General features: G+C 71.8%; 20 protein-coding genes and 1 pseudogene. 9 read left to right on the plus strand and 12 right to left on the minus strand.

Annotated elements, in window-relative coordinates:
- Window positions 1-174: 174 nt before the first annotated feature.
- Entirely contained in the window at window positions 175-948 is a 774-nt protein-coding gene (locus FH610_RS11995) for a MerR family transcriptional regulator (protein WP_139574393.1), read from the minus strand.
- Between the two features lie 210 nt (window positions 949-1158).
- Here FH610_RS11995 and FH610_RS12000 point away from each other — a divergent pair, with 210 nt between their 5' ends.
- The 4 genes and pseudogenes from FH610_RS12000 (at window position 1159) to FH610_RS45465 (ending at window position 6148) form a co-directional block, all read left to right on the plus strand.
- Window positions 1159-1863 (plus strand): GNAT family N-acetyltransferase, encoded by a 705-nt coding sequence (locus FH610_RS12000; RefSeq protein ID WP_139574394.1) that lies wholly within the window; start codon window positions 1159-1161, stop codon window positions 1861-1863.
- Window positions 1864-2180: 317 nt separating this feature from the next.
- A complete protein-coding gene (locus FH610_RS12005; RefSeq protein ID WP_139574395.1) occupies window positions 2181-3617 on the plus strand; it encodes an aminotransferase-like domain-containing protein in 1437 nt (478 codons plus the stop codon).
- A gap of 497 nt (window positions 3618-4114) precedes the next feature.
- On the plus strand, window positions 4115-4915 hold the full coding sequence (locus FH610_RS12010; protein ID WP_139574396.1) for an AfsR/SARP family transcriptional regulator: 801 nt from the start codon (window positions 4115-4117) through the stop codon (window positions 4913-4915).
- Between the two features lie 114 nt (window positions 4916-5029).
- A pseudogene (locus FH610_RS45465) lies at window positions 5030-6148 on the plus strand (IS630 family transposase).
- Window positions 6149-6182: 34 nt separating this feature from the next.
- Here the strand turns inward: FH610_RS45465 and FH610_RS12020 are convergent.
- From FH610_RS12020 to FH610_RS12045, 6 genes are all read right to left on the minus strand, one after another.
- Entirely contained in the window at window positions 6183-6695 is a 513-nt protein-coding gene (locus FH610_RS12020; RefSeq protein WP_205825709.1) for a mycothiol transferase, read from the minus strand.
- Between the two features lie 282 nt (window positions 6696-6977).
- Window positions 6978-7481 carry a S26 family signal peptidase gene (locus FH610_RS12025; RefSeq protein WP_205825710.1) on the minus strand — a complete coding sequence of 168 codons (504 nt, stop codon included), beginning with the start codon at window positions 7479-7481 and terminating at the stop codon, window positions 6978-6980.
- A complete protein-coding gene (locus FH610_RS12030) occupies window positions 7478-9337 on the minus strand; it encodes an ABC transporter ATP-binding protein (protein WP_139574398.1) in 1860 nt (619 codons plus the stop codon). Before FH610_RS12030 ends, FH610_RS12025 begins: the two co-directional genes overlap by 4 nt.
- A gap of 2 nt (window positions 9338-9339) precedes the next feature.
- Window positions 9340-9906, minus strand: a complete 567-nt coding sequence (locus FH610_RS12035) for a TlpA family protein disulfide reductase (protein WP_139574399.1) — start codon at window positions 9904-9906, stop codon at window positions 9340-9342.
- A 29-nt stretch (window positions 9907-9935) separates the two neighbouring features.
- Window positions 9936-10472, minus strand: a complete 537-nt coding sequence (locus FH610_RS12040; protein WP_161627983.1) for a MauE/DoxX family redox-associated membrane protein — start codon at window positions 10470-10472, stop codon at window positions 9936-9938.
- Between the two features lie 210 nt (window positions 10473-10682).
- Window positions 10683-10895, minus strand: coding sequence for a hypothetical protein (locus tag FH610_RS12045; RefSeq protein WP_139574401.1), 213 nt, complete (start codon window positions 10893-10895; stop codon window positions 10683-10685).
- A 327-nt stretch (window positions 10896-11222) separates the two neighbouring features.
- Here FH610_RS12045 and FH610_RS12050 point away from each other — a divergent pair, with 327 nt between their 5' ends.
- The 3 genes from FH610_RS12050 (at window position 11223) to FH610_RS12060 (ending at window position 15046) form a co-directional block, all read left to right on the plus strand.
- A complete protein-coding gene (locus tag FH610_RS12050; RefSeq protein WP_139574402.1) occupies window positions 11223-13073 on the plus strand; it encodes a cellulose binding domain-containing protein in 1851 nt (616 codons plus the stop codon).
- A gap of 195 nt (window positions 13074-13268) precedes the next feature.
- Entirely contained in the window at window positions 13269-14414 is a 1146-nt protein-coding gene (locus FH610_RS12055) for a sensor histidine kinase (protein WP_139574403.1), read from the plus strand.
- Window positions 14411-15046, plus strand: coding sequence for a response regulator (locus FH610_RS12060; RefSeq protein ID WP_139574404.1), 636 nt, complete (start codon window positions 14411-14413; stop codon window positions 15044-15046). The genes FH610_RS12055 and FH610_RS12060 overlap by 4 nt, the downstream gene beginning before the upstream one ends.
- 66 nt (window positions 15047-15112) lie before the next feature.
- On the opposite strand, the gene FH610_RS12065 is transcribed toward FH610_RS12060, so the two are convergent.
- Together FH610_RS12065 and FH610_RS12070 are read right to left on the minus strand one after the other, a co-directional pair.
- Window positions 15113-16543: a M1 family metallopeptidase gene (locus FH610_RS12065; RefSeq protein WP_139574405.1), complete on the minus strand. Its 1431-nt coding sequence runs from the start codon at window positions 16541-16543 to the stop codon at window positions 15113-15115.
- A gap of 64 nt (window positions 16544-16607) precedes the next feature.
- Window positions 16608-19460 (minus strand): M14 family zinc carboxypeptidase, encoded by a 2853-nt coding sequence (locus tag FH610_RS12070; protein ID WP_205825712.1) that lies wholly within the window; start codon window positions 19458-19460, stop codon window positions 16608-16610.
- A gap of 361 nt (window positions 19461-19821) precedes the next feature.
- Between FH610_RS12070 and FH610_RS12075 the strand changes: the two genes are divergently transcribed.
- Together FH610_RS12075 and FH610_RS12080 are read left to right on the plus strand one after the other, a co-directional pair.
- Window positions 19822-21855: a serine/threonine-protein kinase gene (locus FH610_RS12075; protein ID WP_139574406.1), complete on the plus strand. Its 2034-nt coding sequence runs from the start codon at window positions 19822-19824 to the stop codon at window positions 21853-21855.
- Between the two features lie 96 nt (window positions 21856-21951).
- The gene (locus tag FH610_RS12080; RefSeq protein ID WP_139574407.1) at window positions 21952-23529 is read left to right on the plus strand and encodes a serine/threonine-protein kinase; all 1578 of its coding nucleotides are present in this window, start codon (window positions 21952-21954) and stop codon (window positions 23527-23529) included.
- 121 nt (window positions 23530-23650) lie between these two features.
- Here the strand turns inward: FH610_RS12080 and FH610_RS12085 are convergent, their stop codons facing one another.
- The 3 genes from FH610_RS12085 to FH610_RS12095 are packed head-to-tail and all read right to left on the minus strand — an operon-like array spanning window position 23651 to window position 25573.
- Window positions 23651-24580 (minus strand): RluA family pseudouridine synthase, encoded by a 930-nt coding sequence (locus FH610_RS12085; RefSeq protein ID WP_139574408.1) that lies wholly within the window; start codon window positions 24578-24580, stop codon window positions 23651-23653.
- On the minus strand, window positions 24573-25214 hold the full coding sequence (lspA, locus tag FH610_RS12090) for a signal peptidase II (protein WP_338104533.1): 642 nt from the start codon (window positions 25212-25214) through the stop codon (window positions 24573-24575). Before lspA ends, FH610_RS12085 begins: the two co-directional genes overlap by 8 nt.
- On the minus strand, window positions 25178-25573 hold the full coding sequence (locus FH610_RS12095) for a TraR/DksA family transcriptional regulator (RefSeq protein WP_139574410.1): 396 nt from the start codon (window positions 25571-25573) through the stop codon (window positions 25178-25180). The genes lspA and FH610_RS12095 overlap by 37 nt, the downstream gene beginning before the upstream one ends.
- Window positions 25574-26023: the final 450 nt, after the last annotated feature.

A 26023-nucleotide genomic window follows, 5' to 3' on the forward strand; every position in this document is an offset into this window, starting at 1 on the left:
AACCCCCGTCGTGGGGCCGGATGGGAGGGACACCAGGCCGCCGGTCCCGGCCCGCTCCCGGGGCCGTTCGCGGCGGTCTTCCTCCGGCCGCGAGGCGGCCGGAAGCGATCACTCCCTCCACTGTACGAACCCGCCCGTGAACACGCGCGGCGAAAACGGGGGGCGACGGGCCGCTCAGCCGGACCGGCGGGCCTGTTCCAGGTAGGACACCAGGCCCGCCATCCGCTCGGCCGGCCAGGGCAGGCTCCGGCCGATCTCCGCGCTGTTGTCCCGCCACATCCTGCGGGCCGCCGCCCTGGTGCGTTCGCCGTCCGGTCCGCCGGGGTGGAACCCGCCCGCCAGCGCGTCCCAGCGGCGTACGAGGTCCCGGGCGCGCTCGTCCTCCGCGGGCACGCCGGTCTCCACGAGCCGCAGGCCCTCCTCGACCAGCCCCGCCCACTCGCGCCTGGCCGCTTCGACGCCCTCGCCGCCCAGCGCGTTCCTGCGCTCGGCCAGCCGCTCGCGCTGCTCTTCCGTGAAGTAGGTCTCGAACACCGACATCAACTCCAATGTGGTCATCAACCGTTCCGGATCGGGGCCGGACGAGTCGCCGGCCTGCCGGAGCAGGCCGCGGATCCGCTGACGCAGCGTCCCGATCAGCTCGGCGTGCTCGTCGAGCCTGCGCAACTGCGCCGTCAGCAGCTCGCGCATCGACTCGGGGTCGTCCGCCGCGCCGTCGAGAACACCCGCGATCTCCTCCAGCGACAGGCCGAGCGCCCGCAGGGCGCGGACGCGGTACAACCGACGCAGGTCGCGCTCGGTGTATCGGCGGTGCCCGGCGGGCGTACGCTCGCTCGCGCTCAGCAGCCCGATCTCGTCGTAGTGGTACAGCGCGCGCACCGTCATCCCGGTCGCCCGCGCCAGCTCGCCGATCGACCATCGCCGTCCGGCGTCGTCTGCCCCGATCACGCCCGAAACGCTACGACCTCCCCCGGCGGGAGGTTCAAGCCCCCGCGAGCGCGCGATCGGCCGCGTCCCGCCGATCGGGCGGCACCCCTCCCGGGGCGAGGACAGGAACCCGCCTGACTACACTTCGGCTGCGAGAACCCCCCGGTCACGACCCTGTCGACGGCTGGTCACCGACGCTCACGCGCGCAGACACGAAAGGCACCGCACACAATGGTCGACCGTGACGCCGTCACACTCGACGACCCGGTCGGCGAGTCGCTCCGCGGCCACCACGCGCACCTGGCCCGCCGGCTCGGCCGGGCGGCCGGATACCTGCCGGAGGTCGCGACCTTCTCCACGGTGTCCGCCGACCCCGACCCGGCGGAATGGGCCGACCTCGCGCGATTGCTCGGCCGCGGCGAATTCGCCGACCTGTTCAGCTGCCCGGCGACCCCGCCCGCGGACTGGGAGCCGGTCTTCACTCTCGGCGGCTTCCAGATGATCTGGCCCGCGGGAACCGACCCGGGTCACGCCGCTGCCGAGTCCGGCTCACGGATAGCCGAGCTGGGCGTCGACGACGTGCCCGAGATGCTCGATCTCACCGCGCGGACCCGGCCGGGGCCGTTCTGGCCCCGGACGCACGAGCTCGGCACCTATCTGGGTGTCCGCGAGAACGGCGCCCTGGTCGCCATGGCGGGCGAACGGCTCCGCCCGCCCGGGTGGACCGAGATCAGCGCCGTCTGCGCCGCCCCCGAAGCCCGCGGGCGAGGTCATGCCTCCCGTCTGGTGCGCGCCCTGGTCACCCGCATCACGGCTCGGAACGAGCGCCCGTTCCTCCACGTGGCCGAGGCCAACGTCAACGCGATCGCACTCTACGAGCGGCTCGGCTTCGTGGTCCGCAAGCGCGTGACGTTCCGGGGGTTCCGTACGCCGTGAGGGATCGTCACGACAGGCCGTCGTCCGGGGGTGTCACCATACGACGGCATCGGGGCGGGTGCCCGCGGCGGCGTGGACGGCAGGGGCCCGCGAGCGGCGACCTCCTCAAGCGGCAGCCGGCCCCGCGTTCGGCATCCCGGGAGCGTCCCGGTGCGGCGCGCTCAAGGCCTCCCGCTTTTTGCAACGCTTCTGTAAGCGAACTGAAAGTCATCTGAGATTGCCTGGCCCGGGAACCGCGACGCCGGAGTGGCCGTTCCCGCGGAGCCGGCGCGGCCTTTCGAGCCTTCACCCCGCCGGCCTGCGCGAGAACCGTGGTTATGGCGAGCCGAAGGGGCATGATGCGGACGGCGACGACTCTGGCCATCTATGTCGAGCTGGCACGTGGCTCTTCCGAGTCGATGGCGGCACAACTGGCCAGGCAGCTGAGGCAGGCCGTCCTGGACGGCCGCCTGCCGCCGGACACGCGCCTGCCGTCCAGCCGCACCCTCGCCGAGTTGCTGAAGGTGTCGCGGCCGGTGGTGCAGGAGGCCTACCGCATCCTGGAAGCCGGGGACCTGGTCGAGAGCAGGCGGCGGTCGGGGACCTACGTCAGGCGGGCCCGGCCGGACAAGGCCGCCGGGGAGCCGGGCGGAGGACAGCCTTCCGCGGACCGGGTCCGCCGGACGCTCGTCGACCTGTCCCCGGACCAGCCGTCCGGAGAGGACTTCCCGGTGCCGGTGTGGCGCGCCGCGTGGCGACGGGCCGCGCACCGCATTCCGGGCGCGGTGGAGATACCCGGCGAGACGGTGCTGCGCCGGGCGGTGGCGGCGCACCTGCGCGCGGTGCGCGGTCTGGAGGCCGATCCGGAGAACGTGCTGATCACGACCGGGGTCCGCCAGTCTCTGGACCTGGTGGCGGCGGTCGCGATACAGCCGGGCGCCGTCGCGGCGGTCGAGGACCCCTGCCTGCCCACGGTGATCCGGCTGCTGCGCCAGCACGACGTCACCACCGTGCCCGTCCCCGTGGACGCGGACGGGGCGCTGGTGGAGGCCGTGCCCCGCACCGTGGGGGCGGTCGTGGTGCGTCCCTCCCACCAGATGCCGCTGGGCGTGGAGTTGTCCCTTTCGCGGCGGCGCGCGCTGGTCGAGCTGTCGGCGGCACGCGGGGCGCTGATAGTGGAGGACGACCGGGACCACGACTTCAGCGAGACGATCCGGCCGCAGTCGTTGTGGGACCTGAGCCGGGATCGCACCGACGACGTCGTCTACGTGGGCTGTCTGTGCCGGCTGCTCCCGGACGTGGTGTGCACTGGATACATCCTCGCCCGCGGGCGCCGGCTGCGGCAGCTGGCCGAGCACCTGTCGCTGCGGCAGTCGGGCACCGTGGCGGTGGCGCAGCGCGCCGTGGCCGAGATGCTCGCCTCGGCCGAGACCCGCGTCCGCGTCGACCGGTTGCGCCACGCGTATCAGGCCAAACGGCAACTCGTGGTGGACGCCCTGGCCCGCCACCCGGCCGTGGAGCGGCTGAGCGGCGCCCAGTCCGGGTCGCACGTGCACGTCGAACTGCGCCCCGAAGTGCACGTCGACCACGTCATCCGGGCATTCGAAACGAAGGGGATCGTGGCACCGGCCACCGCGCGGTACGAGTGGAGTGGCCTGGTTCCCGCCAGGAACGGTTTCCTGGTCAGCCACAACCACCTCACCGAGGCGGTGCTGTCCCGCGCGCTGGGGAAGATGATCCGCTGCCTGGACCATCTGGTCCCGTGCCCCTGCTGACGCGGCAGGCGCACCTGTCCACTAAAGACCGTGAATGCCCTGCAACTGGCTATCCTCGTCCGTCTCGTGCACCGGCAGGATGGGAACAGCCGGCCAGCCCGTCAACGTGGACGCGCTGGGAGCGACGCCTCGGTCATGGCCACTCGAGAAGGCGGACCGCCCGCCGGCGTCGACGTCGACGCCTGCCCTCCGATGGGCCCCTCGACAGGGCCACGGCGCAGGGCTTCGAAACAGGGCTCCGAAGCAGGGCCACGGCATAGGGCTGCGGCACAGGGCCGGAGCACAGGGTCGCAGCACAGGCCGCTGCCGTAAGCCGGGCGCCTCCGTCGCCGCCTGCCCCTCCCGGCGGCCGTCTCGGCCCCTTCCTCTCCGGCACGGCGTCCGCGTACGCCGCGGTCCGGTGCGCGCGGAAGGCGAGCACGAGCTCCCCTCCTGGCCGGGCAGTGAACCGGCCTTCACGAAGGCCGCCGATTCGATAGCCAGAGAAAGGCCACGACATGCTCTTCCACCTGCTGGGACGTGTTCAGGTCGGCGACGACGACGCGCCCACGACCATCGGATCGGCCCCGGTAAGGGGGCTGCTCGCCGCGCTCCTGCTCGAAGAGGGACGCTCGGTGCCGGTGGAGCAATTGATGAGATACCTGTGGGAGGACCCGCCCGGCTCGGCCCGTAAGAACCTGAGACTCCACATCGCCCGGCTGCGCAACCGGCTGGCGGCCCTGGGGCTGCGCGACCGCCTGATCACCCTTCGGGGAGGCGGCGGCGAGGGCGGCTACCGGCTGCTGACCGTGCCCGAGGAGGTGGACGCGGTCATGTTCAGGCGGCTCGCCGCCGAGGGCTTCGCCCTGCTGCGCGCCCGGCGGCCCCACGCGGCCGAGGAAGCGCTCACCGGGGCCCTCCGGCTGTGGCAGGGGCCGATCGGGCAGGACTGCACCGCCTCGGAGCTGCTGCGATCCCGGTTCACGGCCTTCGGCGAGCTGCACCTGACGGTGCGGGAGCGGCTGGTGGAGGCTCGCCTGGGCCTGGGCCGCACGGCCGACCTCATCCCCGAGATCCTGGAGGTGCTGGCCGACGCCCCCTTCCGGGAGACCTCCTGGGCGCACCTGATGCGCGCGTACTACCTGGGCGGGGACGTGGCCGGCGCGATCTCGGCCTGGGGACGCGCCACGGCGGTGCTCGGCGGCCAGCTCGGCCTCGACCCGTCGGCCGAGCTGCACGAACTCCACCTCGCCGTGCTCCGCCGGGACGACGACGCCGTCCGCGGCGCCGTCGTCCCCCAGCCGCAGGCCGCCTGCTAGTGCGTTGACCGGAAATGATCACCGGGTGGGTGACACGCCGTCGGGCTTGCCGGGTTCGGGCGGGTTCTGCTTCCAGACTCCCCCCTGTAGGGATCGAGTCTGCGGAGGTGGCGGGTGGCAGAACCGGTAAGGGCTCGACGGCTGGACGATCACGGGGGGCAGTACCTGCAACGCATCGTCCGGCGGGGCAAACACGGATCGATCAAAGTCCGTAGGGCGTTGATCATCATGGCGTCGGCGTCCGGGACCCCGGCCCCGGCGATCGCCCGGCTGGTGGCGGCCGATGAGGACACGGCGCGGGACGTCATCCACGCCTTCAACGAGCGGAGTCTGTCAGCACTGGACCCTAACTGGGCGGGAGGCCGTCCCCGCCTGCTGACCAGCGACGACGAAGCATTCGTCATCGCGACGGTCAAGATGCGCCCGGCCAGTCTGGGCCGTCCGTTCACGCACTGGAGTATCCGCAAACTCGTCGACTACCTCGCCATCTGCCCCGACCGGCCGATGCGGGTCGGGCGGGAACGGCTGCGTCTGCTGCTGCATGAACACAAGATCTCCTTCCAGCGGACGCGGACCTAGAAGGAATCACGCGACCCCGACAAGGACGCCAAACTCGACCGGATCGAACACGTCACCACGCACTACCTGGACCGGTGCTTCGCCTTCGACCAGTTCGGGCCCCTGTCGATCCGCCCCTGCCACGGCACGTCCTGGGCGCCGGAGGGCAAGCCCGACCGACTGCCGGCGACCTACCACCGCACTCATGGCGTCCGGTACTTCCACGGCTGCTACTCCCTGAGTGACGACCAGCTCTGGGGCGTCAACCGGGAGCGCAAGGGCGGGAAGAACACCCTCGCGGCGTTGAAGACGATCCGGGCCCGCAAACCCGACGGCGCACCCATCTATGCGATCATGGACAATCTGTCGTCCAACAAGACCCCCGCGATCCGCGCGTGGGCGAAAAAACACAAGGTCGAGCTGTGTTTCACACCCACCAGCGCCTCATGGGCCAACCCCATCGAGGCCCAGTTCGGGCCCTTGCGGAACTTCGTGATGGGCAACAGCGACCACCCCAACCACACCGTCCTGGCCCGGAAACTGCAGGACTACCTGCGCTGGCGTAACGCCAACGCCCGCCACCCCGACGTCCTGGTCGCCCAACGCCGCGAACGCGCCCGCATCCGCAGCGAACGCCAGCAACGCTGGGGCCGACCACGCCGAGCAGCGGCATGATCAACCCCGGTGAGCGCACTAGCGTTCACCGAGTTCAGTGATCTGCGGCCGGTCGGTCGTCGTTGACCAGCCACTGCCGCCCGTCGATCAGCTCCCGGACCGCGTCGAGCTGTCCGGCGTGCGTCGCAGTGTCGACGATCACGTGCATCAGCACTTCGCGCAAAGACCCCAGCCGCCATGACCCCGAACCGAACATCTTCGTCGGCCACCAGGCCAGCACGGCATCGATCGCCGTCGCCCCGATGACCCTGTTCGACTGCTCGATCGTCTGTCGATACCGTGCGAGCACGTCCGCGCCGGAGAACTCCTCGGGGACCTTCCAACCGAACTCGCCGGCCACGAGCGTGTCGATGACCTGGCGATCGGCGGCCATCGCTCCACGGAACCAAAGCACCTCGGACCAGGTCAAATGGTGCACCAGGTCGCGGGGTGACCAACCGGACGGCAGCACCGCCTTGCGTAGGTCCCCCTCGCCAAGGCCGTCCAGGATGCCCAGGACGTGCTTGCGCTGCGAGTCCAGGTAACCGAGCAGTGTTTCGCGCTCCACAGCCTTGCTCTCCCCCGATATTTGTGGATTTCAGACCATACAACAACGAGATCGGCAACCGCATGGATCAACGTGAGCGCGGTCAAGCTGGCGCGTTGTCCACCCGGTGAACGTTCATGGTCACCGCACTAGATCGTGTCTTCTAGATCCTGGGCCTGAAGAGGCGGGTCGCGCAGAAAGGGCCGCGAGGCGTTCCGCCTCGCGGCCCTTTCACGTCTCTCCCGCCCCGGGCCCCCGATCCCCCGGACCCCCAATCCCCCGGACCCCCAATCCCCCGGACCCTCAGTCCCTCCGGGCGCCCGGTGCCCGCGCGGGGAGCACGCGGACCACCTTCCCGACGAGGCCGGCCGCGGGGACGTATCCGAAGTGGCGGGAGTCCATGCTGTGTCCGGCGTTGTCGCCGAGCAGGACGAAGGCCCCCCGTGGAACGGCGGTCTCGTCCGCCTGACGGGGGACCTCGGCGGGGACGGGGTCGCCCGGGATCGCGGCGACCCTCTTGACCACGTAGCCGGCACCGGGATCCACGGTGACCTGGCTCGGCATGAGGCCCGCGCGCTCCACCACGAGCCCGGCCACGTCGGCCAGGACGACGTCCTCCCGGCGGAGGCGGCCGGCGGGGACGCGCCGCACCAGCACCCGGTCGCCGGACCGGTACGTGGGGCGCATGCTGTCCCCGGAGACGCTCACCATCAGCAGTCTCCTGCGCGCCCAGACCAGGCCCGCGGCCGCGGTGGCGGCGATGGCTGCGACGAGGGCGAGGAGGAGCGGCAGCGGTGCGGCGGTCACAGGCCGAACCTCCCTCGAACCAGCTCCAGCAGGTCCTCGGCCTGCGGGGGCGGCGGCTCCGCATAGCCCTCGGCCTGCATGCGGAACAGGCCGGCGTAGACGCCGTCGAGTGCGATCAGTTCCTCGTGCGTGCCCTGCTCGGCGACCGCGCCGTCCGCCAGGACGACCAGCGTGTCGGCGTCCCGCAGGGTGTTGAGGCGATGTGAGACGAGCACGCTGGTCCGGCCCGCCCGCCGTTCTCGCAGGGAGTGGTGGATGCGGTGCTCGGCCTCGGCGTCCAGGCCGGAGCTGGGCTCGTCAAGGATCATGAGATCGCGCTCCGCCCGCAGGTGCGCGCGGGCCAGGGCCAGCCGCTGCCACTGCCCGCCGGACAGGGTGACCCCCGTCTCGCCGCCGGTGTCGCCGTCCTCCTGGTCGTCTCCCTGGAAGAAGAGCCGGGACAGCAGGGTGTCGTAGGAGTCCGGCAGCGCGGTGACGAACTCGTGGGCCCCCGCGTCCCGGGCCGCGGCGGCGATGCGGTCCCGGTCGCCGAGGTGGGCCAGGTCCCCCAGGCCGATGTTCTCCGCGGCGGTCAGGTCGTACTCCATGTAGTCCTGGAAGACCGCGCTGATCCGGGACCGCAGTTCGGCCGGGTCCAGGTCCCGCAGGTCCACCCCGTCCCACAGGATCGCGCCCCGCTCCGGGTCGTACATCCGGCACAGCAGCTTGACGAGGGTGCTCTTGCCGGCGCCGTTGCGGCCGACCACCCCCACGGTGCGACCGTACGCGATGGTGAGGTTCACGCCCCGCAGAATCCAGGGGTGACCCGGCGAATAACGGAACCACACGTCGCGGAACTCGATGCCGCGGGCCAGCGGAGCGACCTTCCCGGGGTGCGCGGGCACCGGCAGGTCGGGCTCTGCGGCCAGGACCTCGCGATAGTGGGTGAAGAGCAGGAGCTGCTGGTGCGACTGGGCGATCCCGTTGACGACGGCCAGGCCCGCCGCCTGCACTCCGGCCACCGCCGCCACCAGCAGGGAGACGTCGCCGACGGTGATGCGCCCGCCCGCCGCCGCGAGCACGGCCCAGATCATCGCCCCGCCCGCCACCGCGGCCCCGATCATGCCGGTCAGCCCCTGGGCGCCCAGTTCCCTGCGGTCCAGCCGCCGGTTCTCGCCGTCGGCCCTGCGGCGCTGGGCCGACATGCGCTCGCGCAGGTGGGCGCCGATGCCGAACAGCCGGATCTCCTTGGCGGCCTGGGCGTCGGTCAGCAGGTCCCGGAAGAAGATCTCCCGGCGCTCCACCGGGCTCAGCCGCCAGTAAACGGCGGCCCTGCGCCGGGCCAGCCGCAGCTCCAGGCCCAGCACCGGCACTGCTGAAGCGAGCACCAGGACGGGCATCCACGGCGAGAGGACCAGCAGCGAGCCGAGGAACCCCAGCCCGGTGACGGCGGCGCCGGCCGTGGACAGCGCGCCGGAGACGACCACGCCCGGGGTGGTGCCGCCGTGCTGCAGCGCCATCCGCATCCGGTTGAGGAAGGCCGGGTCCTCGAACCTGGCCATGCCGACGAACCGCTCGGTCACCGCGAACAGCCGCTCCTGCGCCAGCAGCCCGACCCGGCGCCCGGTCTCGGCCGAGGCGTACCGCAGGACGTGCGGCACCAGCGCCATGACGAGCCCGGCGGCGGCCAGGGCCACACCCGGCCCGAGCACCGCCCCGGCGCCGCCCCCGGTCGTGACGCCGTCCAGGAGCAGCTTGGTCAGCCATGCCCCCGCGACCGGCGCCACCGCGCCCAGAACCGTGCACACCGCGAACACGCCCGTGTGCAGCCGGCCGGCCCGCCAAGTCAGCCGCAGGGCCTCGATGATCCCGCCCACCGTCACACCTCCGCCGGATCGAGGAACAGGTGCTCCATGCCGGCCCCGGAGGCGCTGACCACGCCGCCCGGGTCGACCAGCGCCAGCGCCGGGTACGCCCTGACGCCCAGCGCCTCACCCACCGGGCCGCCCCGGTCCGGCTCCACCACCACGGTGGCGACCGGCTCCAACTGCCGGACCTTGTCGGCGAGGTCACGGGCGTCGCCGACAAGGAGCGCCAGCACCTGGGTGCCACCGCCGGGGAAGGCCGCGGCGAACTCCGCGAACTCGGGCAGTCGCTCCTCGCACGCCTGGCAGCCCGCGGTGAAGGCCCCGACCAGCGTGGTGGATCGGGCGAAGAACTCCTCGCCGATCGGCTCACCGCGCACGGTGTGGCCGTGGAACGCGCCCACGCGCTCGCCTGCGGCACGCATCGCGCGCGGGGGCTTGTGCACGACTCGCCAGCGCCCCGGATCGGAGCGCGCGGCCGGCAGGATGTCATACGCGCGCAGGCGGCGGATCACACCGGCCGTGAGCAGGAGGTTCAGTACGCCGACAAGGCCGGCGAACGACACTGCGAAGATCGACACGAGGACTCCCACGTCTCAGGAATTGGCATTCACGCGCCCGACGGCCGGAGCAGACCGGCGATGCCGTCGGTGAGCAGGACGAGGCCGGCCACCACCAGGCCGAGGAACGCGGCGGCCACGGCGCCGGCCGGTTCCGGCACGGCGCCGGAGGCGTCGAGGCCGAGGACCGAGCCGGTCAGCGAGCCGGCCAGCAGCACACCGTTGCGGACCAGGTGGGCCGGGCCCACCGGCGACCGCGAACCACCGCCGAAGCAGGCGCACGGCACGCGCCGCCGTGACAGCAGGGCCGACGCGATGGCCGCGGTGAACGCCGCCAGCAGCGCCGCCGCGACCGCGAACCCGGCCACGACGGTGGCCGGCGGGACGAGCAGCACGGCCACGGCCAGTTCCCCGGCGACGACCACCGGTCCCGTCACCGTCCGCGCCGGCGGCGGAACCCACGGCGCCAGCGCGCCGGCCGCGTCCAGGAAAGCGGCGTACGCGCCCCGGCCACGCACCTTGCTCACCGCCGAGACGGCGAACACGGCGCCCACGAAAAGGCGACAGCAGATCAGGACGTACTCCACGGTGACTCCGTTCGGGCAGCGGATCGGGAATGGACACAAACGCCGCCCGGATCGCACCTCGTGTGATCCGGGCGGCGTGTTCACCGCGCACTGCGATTACGCGGACCGGTGTGACCGTTCACCGGAATCGCCGGCGAATCACCACCGGAACCGCGAATCGCGCTTTCGTCGTTTCATCGCGGTCCCGGTTTTCCGCCGGATTCCGGTCGGTCAGCAGCCGCCCGACGTCTGCAGGGTGATGGTCTTGGCCTCGAAGTCCACGCAGATCTTCTTCGTGACGGTCGCCACCGTGAAGGGATATCCGCCGGTGCAGTTGACCTGCTCGGTACCGATAGTGACGCACTTGGCCACGGCCTGAGCCTCCGCCGCGGGAACCACCGTGCTCAGCATGCGGTCGGTGAGCGACCCGAGAGTCCGAACCATTCTCACACCTCTTTCCATTGGTTTTCCTCCCTTTCGGGAGGGGCCGGTTTCTCCGACACCGACGACAATAGGAATGATTTGCATGGGAACGGCATGCGATTCATTCACGGGCGCCCCCGGCCGAGCCCCGGTAGCCCCGTCCGCTCCGGCGACGGCGGCAGGCCCGGCCCGGATCGCCGATGAAAGTTGCACGTCCATACGAAATCAGCCGCAGGTCAGGGCCTTGCGGGCCGCCTGAGCGTTGACCGTACGGCGTGGCGCGGAAAAGGATGCGGCTCGACCTGCGCCCGGAGAGGGCGACAGCGCGACCGCTCGAAGGAGCTCCCCATGCACGGCTCGCTCACCCGCCGGCGGCGCGCCGGCCTGGCCCTGCTGACGTCGGCGGCGCTCGCCGCCGCGTCGGCCCTGGTGGCGGCGACGGCCGTCACCGCGCCCGCCTCCGCCGCGACCTCCGCCACCGTGACGGTGAACACCGGCACGAGCCTCGGCACGATCCCCGCCGCCGGGCACGGCGTCAACGTCGCCGTCTACGACGGGAACATGAACAGTTCCCCCATCTCGGGTCTGCTGCGGGACGCCGGCTTCACCGCCGTCCGCTACCCCGGCGGGTCGTACGGCGACATCTACCACTGGAAGACGCACACCACCGAGGGCGGCTACGTCGCCCCGGGCACCGACTTCGACACCTATGTGGGCACGGTGCGCTCGGCCGGCGCGCAGCCCGTCGTCATCGCCAACTACGGAACGGGCACGGCCCAGGAGGCGGCCGACTGGGTGCGGTACGCCAACGTCACCAAGGGGTACGGCGTCAAATACTGGGAGATCGGCAACGAGGTCTACGGCAACGGCCACTACGGCTCGGGCTGGGAGCAGGACAACCACGCCGACAAGAGCCCGAGGGCGTACGCGAACAACGTCCTGCAGTACATCTCGGCGATGAAGGCCGTGGACTCCTCGATCAAGGTGGGCGTCGTGCTCACCACCCCGGGCGGCTGGCCGGACGGCGTCGTCGGCTCGGGCGACAGCGCCGACTGGAACAACACGGTCATGTCCATCGTGCAGGACAAGGCCGACTTCGTGATCGTCCACTGGTATCCGGGCGCCACGTCGGCGGCCGACAGCCTGACGAAGGTCTCGCAGATCGCCCCCATGGTGAGCACGATTCGCTCCCTTCTCGGCAAGTACGCCGGGAGCAGGGCGTCGAGCATCGGCATCGCGGTCACGGAGGCGAACCTCAACTACCAGCTCAACAGCGCGACGACCGCCCTGGGCGCCGCGGACAGCTACCTCACCTGGTTCGAGAACGGGGTGATGAACGTCGACTGGTGGAGCCTCCACAACGGCACCAGCAGCAGCCCGAAGACCAACGACGACGGGACCACCGACTACAACGACTTCGGCATCCTGTCCTCGGGCAGTTCCGGGGAGCCCGCGGTCAACACGCCGCTCCCGCCGTACTACGGCCTGGCCATGGTCGGCAGGGCCGGATCGCCGGGTGACACGCTGGTCAAGGCGTCCTCGTCCAGCTCGCTGCTCGCCGCGCACGCGGTGAAGACCTCCGGCGGCGTCAACGTCGTGCTCGTCAACAAGGACCTGAACAACTCCACGACGGTCTCGCTGTCCTACTCCGGCTTCTCCCCTGGCGGCGCGGCCACCGTCGTGCAGTGGCGCAAGGGCGCCACCTCGATCAGCACGAGCACCGCGTCGTCCGCCACCTCGATCACGCTCCCGCCGTACTCCATCACGGTCCTGAAGGCGTCCGGCGGCGGCACCGCGTCGCCGTCGCCCTCGCCGTCCGCCTCGCCCTCGCGTACGCCGTCGCCCTCCCCGTCGGCCTCGCCCTCGGCCTCTCCCACGGCCTCTCCCACGCCCGGCGGCTCGGGGTGCTCGGCGACGTACAAGGTGGTCAACTCCTGGCCGGGCGGCTTCCAGGCCGATGTGACGGTGACGAACACCCGCACCACCGGGATCTCGGGCTGGACCGTCGGCTGGTCGTACCGGAACGGCCAGACGATCAGCTCCTCGTGGAACGCCTCGGTGTCCCAGTCGGGCGCCGTCGTCACGGCGAAGAACGTGAGCTACAACGGCAGCCTGGCCGCCGGCGCGTCCACGTCGTTCGGCTTCACCGCCAACGGCGCCGGTGACGTCCCGTCGCCGATCTCCTGCACCACCGGCTGACACCCGGCCGCGCCCGCCCGTACGCACGGGCGGGCGCGGGCCCCCGCTCTCACACCGGCTTGGCGGCTCTCATGGGCGGAACGCTAGGTCGGCCCTGCTCGCCGGCACATCGAGCGGCGGATAGACGCGGGCATGACCGCAGTCATGGTTCCGATGGGCGATTGCGTCCGATCCGAATCGCTCTAGGGTCGAGTCATGGCGCGTTTCGACTGGCTTCGCGACGCGGACCGGCCGTTCCTGTTCAACGTCGTGTTCTGGGCGATGATGACACTCCTGACCACCGGCCTCGTGCAGGCGGTCGCGACCGCCGCCGCCACCCCGCTGGAGTACGTGCTCTTCGCCGCCAACGTCGTGCTGCTCGCGGTGCTCTGGCCGACGCTGCCCTGGAATCCGGCGCGGGGCCGTCATTGGGTGGCCCCGCTGTTCCTGGCGGCGACGATCATGCTGGGGTTGACCGGCTCGCGGCAGACCCACCTGCCGCTGATCCTCATCGCGGTGGCCAACCTCGCCTTCCTGTACGGCATGCGCGTCGCGACCGCCATCCTGTCTTGCGTCGTGGTCGGTTCCGTGTTCGTGCCCCCGCTTTTCGGGTCGACGATCGCCGACGGCATCGTCCAGGCCACCGCGATGGCGGTGTTCTCCGCGTTCGTCCTGGGCATGGTGGCGTCCATACTTGAGGCGCGGCGCAGGCGGGAGGAGGCCCAGGGCCTGCTGGAGCGGATCAGGGAGCTGGCCGTCGCCGAGGAGCGGGCGCGGATGGCGGCGGAGATGCACGACTCGGTCGGCCACCACCTGACCGTCATCAAGATGGGCCTGGAGAACGCCGAGCGGTTCCGCGAGCGCCGCCCCGAGTCCGCCTGGGCGGAGGTCCGCCAGGCCAAGGAGCTCACCGTGGAGGCGCTGGCCGACGCGCGGCGCTGGGTGCGCGCGCTGCGGCCGCTCGCGCTGGACGGCCGCGTCGGCAGCGCCGCGCTCGAACGGCTCGCGGCGTCGTTCGACGGCACCGGCATCACCGTGAGCTTCGAGGTGCGGGGCGAGGAGCGGCGCCTGGAGGCCGACACCGAGCTCGTCCTCTACCGGGTGCTGCAGGAGGGGCTCACCAACGCGCTGCGGCACGCGAAGGCGGAGCACGTGCACGGCACGCTCACGTTCGGCGACGACCAGGTGGCGCTCGTGGTGAGAGACGACGGAACGGGCAGGGACGACCGGGCGCGCGGCGGCTTCGGGCTGACGTCGCTGGCGGATCGGGCCAGGGCGCTCGGCGGCACGCTGGCCGGCGGCAACAGGCCGGGCGGCGGGTTCGAGTTGCGCGCCGAGCTGCCGCTGGGGGTGCGGGCATGACGCCGGTCAGGGTCGTGCTGGTCGACGACCAGGCGCTGCTGCGCCAGGGGCTGCGCAAGCTGCTGGAGGTCGAGGACGGCATCGAGGTCGTCGGCGAGGCGGCCGACGGCTACGAGGCGCTGCGGGTGATCGGCGACCGCCGTCCGCACGTTGCGCTCGTGGACATGCGCATGCCGGGCATGAACGGGGTGGAGCTGATCGTCCGCCTGGCGGCCGAGCATCCGGAGGTGGCGGTCGTCGTGCTCAGCACGTTCGACGAGGACGAGTTCATCTTCGGCGCGCTGCGCGGCGGCGCGACCGGCTACCTGCTGAAGGACTGCTCGCCGGAGGACCTGGTCGCGGCCGTCCACCGGGTGAGCCGCGGGGAGACCGTGCTGGGCAGCCCGGTCGCGGCCCGACTGGTCGCCGAGCTGCGGCACCTGCCGGTGAGCCCGGTCGCCTTCCGCGGGCAGGAGCTGCTGTCGGCTCGCGAGGTGGAGGTGGCGCGGATGGTCGCCGCCGGGGCCGCCAACAGGGAGATCGCGGCGCGCCTGTTCATCACCGAGGGCACGGTCAAGAACCACGTGTCCAGCGTGCTGCGCAAGCTGGGCCTGCGCGACCGCATCCAGCTCGCCCTGCATCTGCGTCACTGAACCGCGTCCCCGGCCGCGTCTTCCGAGAACCGGCGGCTCCCGCGAACGGGAGCCGCCGGAACGGGATCACCAGGAGACGGGCTTGCCCTTCTGGAACAGCCACACGTCGAAGAACGCCTTCAGGTCCATGCCCGAGACCTCCTCCGCCGCCCGGATGAAGTCGGCGGTGCTCGCGTTGCCGTACCGCTGCCGGCTCGCCCAGTCCTTGATCAGCGTGAAGAAGGCGGCGTCGCCGATCTTGCCGCGCAGCGCGTGCAGCGTCATCGCGCCGCGGTTGTACGGCACGTTGCCGAACATGTCCTCGGGCCCGGGGTCGGCCGTGACGATCTGCCAGAACGACGAGGTCGCCGCCCGGCCGTAGTTGCCGGAGCCGTTGAACGTCTGCTGCGCGGTGGCGCCCCCGGTGTGCTCGGTCCACAGCCAGGTCGCGTACGTCGCGAAGCCCTCGTTCAGCCAGATGTCGGACCACTTGCCGACGCTCACGCTGTCGCCGTACCACTGGTGTGCGAGCTCGTGCGCCATCGTGCCGACGCCGGGCGCGCTGGAGAAGATCGGCTTGGTCTGGCTCTCCAGGGCGTAGCCGACGTCCGGCGCGCGGTCGATGACGGCGCCCGCCTGGTTGAAGGGGTACGGCCCGAAGATCGAGGAGAAGTAGTCCAGGATGTCGGGAATCCGGGCGACGGCCGCGGCCGACTGGGTCACCAGACGCGGGTCCACCGCCGTGTAGACCGGGATGCCGCCGGGCGTGGTCGTCTCGTTGACGACGAAGTTCCCCAGGGTCACCGTGGCGAGGTAGGTCGCCATCGGCTCGGCCGAGTCCCAGACGAACGTCGTCTTGCCGTTCGCGGTCGTCGTGGACACCAGGCGGCCGTTGCCGACCACCGTGACGCCCTCGGGGACCGTCGCGCGGAAGGTGAACGTCGCCTTGTCCGCGGGGCTGTCGTTGGCCGGCAGCCACGCCGGGGCGCCCTGCGGCTCGCCCGGCACGAAGGCGCCGTCGTCGGTCGGCACCCAGCCCTCGATGGAGCCGTCGGGGTCGGTGACGACCGGCGGCGTCCCGGCGTACGTCACCGTGACCGTGAAGGCCTCCCCTGTCTTGAGCTTCGGCCGCGGGGTGACGACGAGCTCCTGCCCGTCCCGCCGGTAGGCGGCCGGGTGCTTGCCCACCTTCAGCGACGTGATCTGCGGGCCGCGGAAGTCCAGGTCGAACCGGTCGAGGTCCTGGGTGGCGACCGCGGTGATCACCGTCGTCGCGTCCATGACCTTGGTGGCGGGGTCGTACGTGAACGTGACGTCGTAGTGCCGCACGTCGTAGCCGCCGTTGCCCTGGTCGGGGAAGTAGGGGTCGCCGAGCGAGGGGGCGCCCGCGGAGTAGCGCGGCTCCCCCGGGTTTCCGGGAGCGGCGAGAGCGGTGGTCGCCTGGGTCGCGGTGAGCAGCGCGGCCGCGAGGGCGGCACCGCCGAGCCGCGCCGCCCGGCGCGAACGGGACGATGTCATGGGAGTCCTTTCATGGGGCCGAGCGGCCGGGGGCGGGCCGCTCGGCCCGGTTTCCTGCGTGGGATCAGGCGACGACGGAGCGGAGCGGGATGCCCGCCGCGCCGAGGTCGCGGACCAGGTCGCGGACGAACGGGTGCTCGTCGGCGGACAGTCCGCCGGGGTTCGGGATCGTGACGTAGGACGAGCCGTCCGCGGACGCGGTCAGCGCCGTGTCCGTGTAGCGCTCGACCACCGCCCGCGTCCGCGCGAGGTCGGCGTCGGCCACCTGGATGACGATCGGCCGCCACTCCCCGCCGAGGTTCGGCGGCTCCTGCGCCGCCGCCGCGGCGCTGCGCAGGGACTCCGTGTCCGGCTGTGCCGTAGCGATGCGCTGCTTCGCCTGAGGCGACGCGTGCGGCGCCTGCGCAGCGCCCGCCGGGTAGAGCAGCGCGTTGGCGAGGAGGTGGATGCCGTTCTCGTTGTACGCCCTGAACAGCGGGTTGTACGCGAACAGCACGGCGTGTCCCGCGCCGGCCGGCTCGTCGACGAGAGAGACCGTGCCCTTGAGCGCCTCGGCGCCCACGGTGTAGCCGTTGGACCAGAACGTGTCATCCGAGGGGTAGGTGAGCACGTTCACCCCGGTCTGGCTGGGGTTGAGGATCGGGTCGCCGTTGTTGAACTGGAAGTCCTCCGCCGGGCGGCCGAGCGACACCGGACTGCCCTGGGCCACGTCCACCCGGAAGTGCGAGCCGATGACCTGGTAGCCGGTCGGCTTGGCCTTCTCGGTCGTGGAGGTGAGGCCGGCGGCCCTGGCGACCCGGGTGCCCTCGTTGCGCAGCCCGACGTACGTGCCGCCCGCGGCCACCCACTGCCTGAGGTTGGCCAGGCCCTGCGCGGTCAGCCCGCCGTTCGCGCTGCTGCCGTCCGGGACGAGCAGGACGGTCCGCCCGGTGAAGGCCGGGGTGTTGCCGTTGATGTCGGCCGTGGTCACCGGCGTGAGCCCGAGGCCCCAGCGGTCGCCGAGCACGTAGCGGGCCTCGCCGTACGAGCCGGAGGTGGTGGAGACGCCGGTGCCGGCGAAAAGACCGACGTCGGGCGTGCGCAGCGCGGCGCCGGAGGCCGGGGCGCCGCCGCCCTCGACCGTCACGCCCAAGGAGCGGGCCAGCTTGTCCAGCTCGCCGCGGTTCATGGCGCTGGCGGGCAGGCCGACGACCCCGGTCCGGTCGTCACGTGTGAGCGGCACGCCCGCGCCGAGCAGCCGGAAGGTCAGCTCGGAGGCGGCCGCCGAGTCCATCGGGTAGGAGTACGACCCGCCCCGGGGCGCGGCGGAGGCCACGCCGCCGTCGACGTCCCTGACGAGGTCGGCCTTCGGCGACAGCTCGTCGCCGGTGGAGATGGTGTTCACGCCCGCGAGCAGCGGGTTGCTCCACGAGGAGACGTCGTAGAAGTAGGGGAACGGGACGTACGGGTCCTCCCCCATGACCGCCTGGATCCAGTGCTTCTGCGGCTGGTCCATCGGAATCCAGTAGGCCCCCTCGGGGACCGTCACGTCACTGGCCGTCCGGCCGCCGAAGACCCGCGCGGAGGGCACCTTCACGGGCTTTTTCACCCGGTAGACCTCCACGTCCATGCGGCGCAGCCGCTCGACCAGCCGGCGCACGTCGCCGATCTGCCGGTCGGGCAGCAGGAAGTACGACCGGATCGTGATCTCGGGCACCGGGAACCGGACGGTGTTCGCCGGCTGGACGACCTCGTTCGGCTCCAGGGAGCCGGCGGCCCCCTCGGCGAGCGCGGTCTGCCAGATGGAGTAGTAGCCGTTCAGGACCTCGCGCCGGTTGTCGGCGGCCCAGCCGGTCGTCGCCCACTGGGTGTTGAACTGCTGCTGCACCCGGTCCTCGACCGCCGACGAGCTGCCCTTCTCGAACGTCATCCCGGCGGCGCCGAAGCCCGCGGCCGGGACGCTGTCGCCGTAGCCCATGTAGAACAGGTCGTACGTCGCGTAGTTGAAGTAGCACTCGGCGGTGACCGCGCCGCCGCAGGCGCCGTTGTAACCGAAGCCCGCCGCGTTCGCCGCCCCGATCCGGTTGATCCAGTTCACCGGCTGGTCGGCGATCTCGTGGTGGATGGGGTCGGCGTTGGGCGGGAAGAAGTACTGCCGCCCGCCCATCTCGTGCGCGTCGACGAAGACCTGCGCCGGATACCGGCGCAGCATCTCGATCTTGCCGTCGGTCTCCGGCTGGGTGCGGGCGAACCAGTCCCGGTTGAGGTCGAAGCCGTACTCGTTCTGCCTGCGGCTCGCGTCGCGGCCGTCCGGGTTCTGGGTCGGCATGATGACCGTGACCAGGTTGTCGTTGCGCTTCGCGACGTCGCAGGACAGGCCGCTCGCCAGCTCGTACAGGGTCTTGAGCGCGGCGTCGGCGCCGCTCTTCTCGCCGCCGTGCACGTTGCCGGCGATCCAGACGATGGCGGGCGAGTCGTCGGCGATGCGCGCCGCCTTGTCGGCCCGCAGCGACCTCGGGTCGCGCAGCGAGCGGATCTGGTCCGCGATCTTCTTGAGCTGCCCGGGGACCATGTTGCGGGAGTCGGACACGATGGCGTACGGCAGGTCCTGGCCGGTCACGCTGTGCGCCACGGTGCCCGTGACCACGCGGTCCGAGGCGCCTCCCACGGCTTCCACGTACTTGTCGATCTCTTCGGTCGTGAGCACCCGGGGCTGTCCCTTGCCCAGCGGGAAGCCGAAGAACTGCTCGGGGGCCGGCACCGCGCCCAGGTGGGCGTTCGGGTCGGTGCTGCACCGTCCGGGCGCTTCGCGGGCGTCGGCCGGGTCGGCCCGCGCGGGGGACGCGGGCGTCAGCGTGAGCGCGGCCGACACCAGGATCGCGGTGCCGAGCGCCATGCCGTAGGGGGATTTTCCGCACAACGTCGTGCGTAACCGCATCTCGCCTCCAGGCGGGGGGACGGGGGGATGTCTCGGGGGGAGCACCCGTCCGGGAAACGACAAAGTCACTGCGGACAGTATTAGAAGGGAATAAACCGGACAAGACGCCGCGAAACATAACCACGCTGAATGGAAAACTGTGAGCAATGGCGTTTTCGCAAGTCAATGTGGGAGCGACTGACCGAATCGTCCTTTTATAACGTCCGATAACGACTGCGCATCGGGTTCGCCCGCGTCAGCGGCGGTCACAGTCCGCCGGTGCGGCGCGCGAGTTCCACCGCCGGCGCGGTGTCGTGAGATCGAAGACGGACGGCCGCGCGCCGGGCTGTGGGACCATTCAGGGGGTTTCGAGGAGGACAGGGTGGACGAGGAGCGTCGGGTGGCGGGCAGGTATCACCTGCTCGAGCCGATCGGCCGCGGAGGCATGGGTGTGGTCTGGCGCGCCCACGACGACCTGCTCGACCGCACGGTGGCCGTGAAAGAGGTGCTCTACCACCCCACCTCCGATGAGGACAGGGAGACGTTCAACCGGCGCACCATCCGCGAGGCGCGGGCGGCGGGCCGCATCGACCATCCGAACGTCGTCGTCGTCCACGACGTGATCGAGGAGGACGGCCGCCCCTGGATCGTGATGCAGCTCGTGCAGTCGCGGTCGCTGGGCCAGGTGCTGCGCGAGCAGGGCGCCCTCCCGCCCGGCCGGGTCGCCGCGATCGGCCTGCAGGTGCTCGACGCGCTGTGCACCGCGCACGCCGCGGGAGTGCTGCACCGGGACGTCAAACCGGAGAACGTGCTGCTCAACGGGGAGACCCGGGTGGTGCTGACCGACTTCGGCATCGCGACGATGCCGGAGGAGGCCGCACTGACCATGACCGGCGGCATCACCGGCACTCCCGCGTTCATGCCGCCCGAGCGGCTGAACGGCCACCCCGCGACCCCGGAGTCCGACCTGTGGTCGCTCGGCGCGACGCTGTACGCCGCGGTCGAGGGGAGAACCCCGTTCGACCGCAACTCCCCCGTGGCCACGATGGCGGCCATCCTGCACGACGACCCGGCCCCGCCCCAGCGGGCGGGCGCCCTGACGCCGGTGCTCGAAGGCCTGCTGTGCAAGGACCCGGCCCGGCGCATCGGCGCGGCCGAGGCCGCCGCCCTGCTCAACGCCGCCATCGCGGCCGGCCCGGGACACGCCGCCGGGTCCGATCTCCTGAAGAACCGGCCCGAGCCCGGCTCGTGGAGCGGCGCCCCGTCCGGGCCGTCGCAGCCGTCCGCCGGCCCGTGGCCGCAGACCCCCTCCGGCTGGAACAGCATGGACAGCGGGCCGTCCGTCCCGGGGCAGCCGGGGCAGCCGGGACAGCCCGGATCCTGGAGCCAGGGCCCGGCCGGCCCCCCGCAGCCGTACGGCGCCCACCAGTCGTACGGTGCCCACCAGTCGTACGGCGGCCCACACCAGTCCGGCGGCTCCACCTCCTGGCCCGGGGCCGCCGGTCACCCGGGGCCGACCGGCCCTGGCGGCGGCGCGGGCATGGCGGGCTACCCCACGAGTCCGGGCGGCCAAGGGGTCCAGACGGGCCACGCGGGTCCCGGCGGACCTGCCGTCCCGCCGGGAGGCCACCCCGGCGCGTACCCCGCACCGGGTGCGCGCCCTCCGGGGCGCGGCTCGGCTGCCAAGGTGACCCTGTTCGTCCTGTTACCGCTGCTGCTCGTGGCCGTCGTCGCTGGCGGCTGGTACGGCTACCGCACACTGGCCGGCAGCGGAACCGTCGCCGAGGACCTCACGCCTACGGGGACCGATCCCACCTCGGGCTCCGATCACACGTCGGGGGACACTGGCCAGAGCGCCTCCGGCGAGCCGTCCGCGCCCCCGTCGAAGGAGCCGACGGAGGAGCCGACAGAGGGGCCGACAGAGGAGCCCTCGGAGGAGCCGTCGCCGGAATCCCCCACGCCGACGGCGGCCACGCTGCCGAAGGGGTGGAAGACCCACCGCGACCCGCTGGGCTTCTCGATCGCCCTGCCCGGCGGCTGGGTCCCGTTCCAGAGAGAGGCCACCCGCGTACGCTTCCACGGCCCGAGCGGACGGGACTACCTGCAGGTCGACTTCACCCCCTGGGAGACCACGGACCCGGTGGCCGCCCTGCGCACGGTCGAGGCGGCCTCGACCAAGAAGGGCTACCTGCGCGGCTACGAGCGCATCGGCCTGACGTACCGGAAATACCTCGGTGTTCCCGCCGCGGACTGGGAGTTCACCCACACGACCGACGCCGGCAAGGTGCGGGTGCTCGACCGCGCCTTCAGGCTCGACGACGGCCGCTGCGTCGCCCTCTACTGGCAGGTCGCCGACTCCCGATGGACATCCGGTTTGTCCTACTTCAACGCCTTCGCGCGCACCTTCCAGCCATAATAACGATTTGGTGAAGATCCGCAGGTCAAGGGGGATTTCGCCCCAGAAGAGTAACGATGTCGCATGCGTTCGCCCAAGACGGGTAGCGCGACAACCATGGCTGAAGCGCAGACCTCCGAACGTGTCGTGGCAGGACGCTATCGCCTGATCGAGCCGCTGGGGCGGGGCGGCATGGGCACCGTGTGGCGGGCCGTCGACCAGGTGCTCGAACGAGAGGTCGCCGTCAAGGAGCTGCTCGCGTCGGCCGAGCTCACCGGTCCGGAGCGGGAGGTCTTCACCATCAGGACCTTCCGCGAGGCCAGGGCCGCCGGACGGTTGAGCCATCCGAGCGTGGCGGCAGTGTACGACGCCTTCGAGGAGAACGGCTACCCCTGGATCGTCCTCGAACTGATCCCGTCCCGGACGCTGGGATCGGTCATCCGCGAGGAGGGCCCCCTGCCGCCGCGGCGAGTGGCGGAGATCGGGTCCCAGGTGCTGGCCGCACTGCGCGTCGCCCACGTGAACGGGGTGCTGCACCGAGACGTCAAACCCGACAACGTGCTGCTCGCCGACGACGGCCGGGTCGTGCTGACGGACTTCGGCATCGCCGCGATGGAGGACGACTCGCCGGTCACCCGCACCGGCATGCTGATCGGCACCCCGGCGTTCATCGCACCGGAGCGGGCGGCGGGACAGCAGGCACAGCGGGCATCGGACCTGTGGTCGCTCGGAGTGACGCTGTTTCTGGCCGTCGAGGGACGCTCGCCGTTCCACCGTGGGCACGCGCTGGCGACGCTGGCCGCCGTCATGTACGAGGAGGCGGGCCCGCTGCACAACGCCGGACCGCTGGCACCGGTGATCGAGGGCCTGCTGATCAAGGACCCGGCCCGCAGGATGACCGCGGACTACGCGGCGCAGCACCTGCACGCCGTGGCCACCGGCCAGGTGACCGACCCCGTCGTGCCGCGTCCGCGGCAGCCGCCCCGGCTCGCCCGGCTGATGCCCATCTTCGACACCACGACTTCGGCTCCCGCGTCCATGCCCGTGTCCGCGCCCGTGCCCCTCGGCGAGGGCACCCCGACGCCGGTCCCGGTGCCCGCGCCCGTACCGGTGGGCGGACGCCGCAGGCCCTGGGCGCTGGCGGCGGGCTCCGGGGCACTCGTCGCGTTCGTCGGGCTGGCGGCCGGCGCCGTCGCGTTCACCACCGCCAGGCTTCCGGCCGACCCGAGGGGGACCACCGTGGTGAGCACGCCCACGGTGACGGTCTTCGCGACCAGGACCGCCGAGGCCCCCAAGACCGGAAAGCGAACAGAGAGCCGCGAGGCGGGCAAGACGGACACACAGCCGGTGGCGAACACCGGGAGCGGCGCCGCCGGCGGGCACCGTACGGAGGAACGCGGGGGGCCCGCCGACAGGTCCGCCGGAAGGTCACCCGAGAAGCCCGGCGGGGGAAAGCCCAAGGACAGGCCCACCGGGGCCGCGTCCAAGGGATCTCCCCCCGGGAAGCAGACAGGCAAGGGATCCGACAAGGGGACGTCCCCCACGTCCAAGCCCGAGAACGGCGGCGGAAGCGCCAAGCCGTCCCAGGGCGAGGGTGGGGGCCAGGGAAAAGGCGAGGGCCAGGAGGCCGCCACGGACGACACCGGTGACATCCCCGACGGCTACACCCAGCCGGAAAACGACTCGGATGCCTGAGCTCCCGCCGGCGCCGGCGTCCGTACCGCCCGACCGCGCCGTCACCGCCTGACCGCGCCGTCACGAAGCGCCACGAGGCTGCCATCGGGCGGGCAATGGACGGGATGCCCGGAGCGCGGCGTCAGCCCTCGTCCGCGAGGATCTCCAGCGCGTTGGCCAGGTCCGCGGGGTAGTCGCTGGTGAAGGTCATCCACTCCCCCGTCGCCGGGTGCTCGAACGACAGCGAGACCGCGTGCAGCCACTGCCGGCCCACTCCGAGGCGGGCGGCGAGGGTGGGGTCGGCGCCGTACAGCAGGTCGCCCACGCAGGGGTGCCTGAGCGCGGCCATGTGGACCCGGATCTGGTGGGTCCTTCCGGTCTCCAGCTTGATGTCGAGCAGCGACGCCGCCCGGAACGCCTCGATCGTGTCGTAGTGCGTGACCGAGTCCTTGCCGCCGGCCACCACCGCGAAGCGCCCGTCGCCCGACGGATGCCGGTCGATCGGGGCGTCCACGGTGCCCCGCAGCGGGTCCATGTGCCCCTGGACGAGCGCGTGGTAGCGCTTGTCGACCGTGCGTTCCTTGAACGCCCGCTTGAGGTGCGAGTAGGCCCGCTCGCTCTTGGCGACGACCATGACGCCGGTGGTGTTGGCGTCGAGCCGGTGCACGATGCCCTGCCGCTCGGCCGCGCCGCTCGTGGACACCCGGTGGCCGCCGCCGAGCAGGCCGCCGATCACGGTGGGGCCGGTCCAGCCGACGGTCGGGTGCGCCGCCACACCGATCGGCTTGCTCACCACGACGACGTCGTCGTCCTCGTACAGGATCGCCATGCCCGGCACGGGCTCGGCCACGGGCATCGGCGCGGCGGGCGGCGGCGGGATCGTGACGTCCAGCCAGGCACCGGCGTGGACACGGTCGGACTTGGCCGGGACGGCGCCGTCGACCAGCACGTCCCCGGAGGCGATCAGTTCGGCCGCGCGGGTGCGGGAGAAACCGAAGAGCCGGGCCAGGGCGGCGTCGAGGCGCTCGCCCTCCAGGCCGTCCGGCACGGGCAGGCTGCGCTGGTCACCCATCGGCCCGCTCCCCCGCCGGCTCGCCGGCCTGCTTGCCCGCCTCGCCCTCCGCGTGGTCCCGCGCGTGGTCCTCGACGGGCTCGTCCGTCTGGCGGGTGCCGTCGATCTGGTAGCCGCGCCAGGCGAGGAACACGGCGAGCACGCCGCCGCACACGATGCCCGAGTCGGCGAGGTTGAACACCGGGAACCGGGTGACCGGGAACACCTGGATGAAGTCGACCACATGCCCCTGGAACGGGGCCGGCCACCGGAAGATGCGGTCGGTCAGGTTGCCGACCGCCCCGCCCAGCAGCAGGCCGAGCGTGATCGCCCAGGGCAGGCTGTGCAGCTTCCGCGCCGTGCGCACGATCGCGACGACGACGGCCAGCGCGATCACCGTGAACACGATCGTCATGCCGGTGCCGATGCTGAAGGCGGCGCCGGCGTTGCGGATCACGGTCAGCACCAGCGCGCCGGGCACGACGGTGAGAGGCTCCTCGTGCTCCAGGAACTCCACGACGAGGAACTTGCTGACCTGGTCGAGCACGTACACGACCGCGGCCACGGCGACGAGGAGAGCGATCCTCCGCGCCCGGTTGGGCCGCGCCGGTTCGCCGCTCAGCGGCGCTCCTCCCGCTGCTTGCACGCTACGCACAGCGTCGCCCTCGGGAATGCCCGCAGGCGTTCCTTGCCGATCGGCTTGTGGCACGATTCGCACTCTCCGTAAGTCCCTGCCTCGACGCGGGCGATCGCCCGCTCGTTCTGCGCGAGCAGGTCGCGCGCATTCAGGGTAAGGGCGATCTCACGCTCACGCTCATACGTCTTGGCCCCGGCGTCCGCCGGATCGTCCCCCGCGCCCTGGCTCACGTCACCGGACGCGAGCTGTTCCTCCGCCCGGGCGATGTCGGCGCGCAACTCCTCGATCTCGTGCCGCAGCCGCTCACGGACCTCGGCGAGCTCCTCGTCGGACCAGACGTCGTCACTGATGGCGGTTCTCGCCGTGCGCGTCGTCATTGCGGGCCTCCCCTTCGCCCAGAACCCTTCGAGCCCCGGACGCCCTTCGAGCGGGTGTGATTCGAGCCGGTCCGGGCAGAATAAGCCGCCGATAACGGATCGGCAACGGACTCGCTGAGGCTTTTACCCCACCCGTAAGCGGGTGGCGCATTCGGCCGGCTCCTCCTTGTCGCCCTCTGTTTCGATCACTTTGTCGCGGGCGGTGCCACCGGGACCCATGCCCCGGATCCCGAGGCGACGGCCCGCGGGGCCGCCTCCGTCGCCCTTCCACCGGCCGCCGGTGCCCACCCGCACACCCTCACAACAATCGCGGGGTCTCTGCGTGTTCCTCCCACGTATTCCCGCGACGAGCCGGGTCTCACCCGGGACGTCACCCGCATATCGGGAAGCCCTTCCGGCCAGGTTGCGTTATCGTCTTAGTCTGCAAGGCGTTGATGGGGACGAGTACCT

This window comes from Microbispora catharanthi (assembly GCF_006334915.2).
Taxonomy (GTDB): Bacteria; Actinomycetota; Actinomycetes; order Streptosporangiales; family Streptosporangiaceae; genus Microbispora; species Microbispora catharanthi.

Coding starts and splice junctions, on each gene's coding strand:
- FH610_RS12000 (WP_139574394.1), top strand. CDS start 1,159: ATGGTCGACCGTGACGCCGTCACACTCGACGACCCGGTCGGCGAGTCG.
- FH610_RS12005 (WP_139574395.1), top strand. CDS start 2,181: ATGGCGAGCCGAAGGGGCATGATGCGGACGGCGACGACTCTGGCCATC.
- FH610_RS12010 (WP_139574396.1), top strand. CDS start 4,115: ATGCTCTTCCACCTGCTGGGACGTGTTCAGGTCGGCGACGACGACGCG.
- FH610_RS12045 (WP_139574401.1), bottom strand. CDS start 10,895: ATGGTTCGGACTCTCGGGTCGCTCACCGACCGCATGCTGAGCACGGTG.
- FH610_RS12050 (WP_139574402.1), top strand. CDS start 11,223: ATGCACGGCTCGCTCACCCGCCGGCGGCGCGCCGGCCTGGCCCTGCTG.
- FH610_RS12055 (WP_139574403.1), top strand. CDS start 13,269: ATGGCGCGTTTCGACTGGCTTCGCGACGCGGACCGGCCGTTCCTGTTC.
- FH610_RS12060 (WP_139574404.1), top strand. CDS start 14,411: ATGACGCCGGTCAGGGTCGTGCTGGTCGACGACCAGGCGCTGCTGCGC.
- FH610_RS12065 (WP_139574405.1), bottom strand. CDS start 16,543: ATGACATCGTCCCGTTCGCGCCGGGCGGCGCGGCTCGGCGGTGCCGCC.
- FH610_RS12070 (WP_205825712.1), bottom strand. CDS start 19,460: ATGCGGTTACGCACGACGTTGTGCGGAAAATCCCCCTACGGCATGGCG.
- FH610_RS12080 (WP_139574407.1), top strand. CDS start 21,952: ATGGCTGAAGCGCAGACCTCCGAACGTGTCGTGGCAGGACGCTATCGC.
- FH610_RS12085 (WP_139574408.1), bottom strand. CDS start 24,580: ATGGGTGACCAGCGCAGCCTGCCCGTGCCGGACGGCCTGGAGGGCGAG.
- FH610_RS12095 (WP_139574410.1), bottom strand. CDS start 25,573: ATGACGACGCGCACGGCGAGAACCGCCATCAGTGACGACGTCTGGTCC.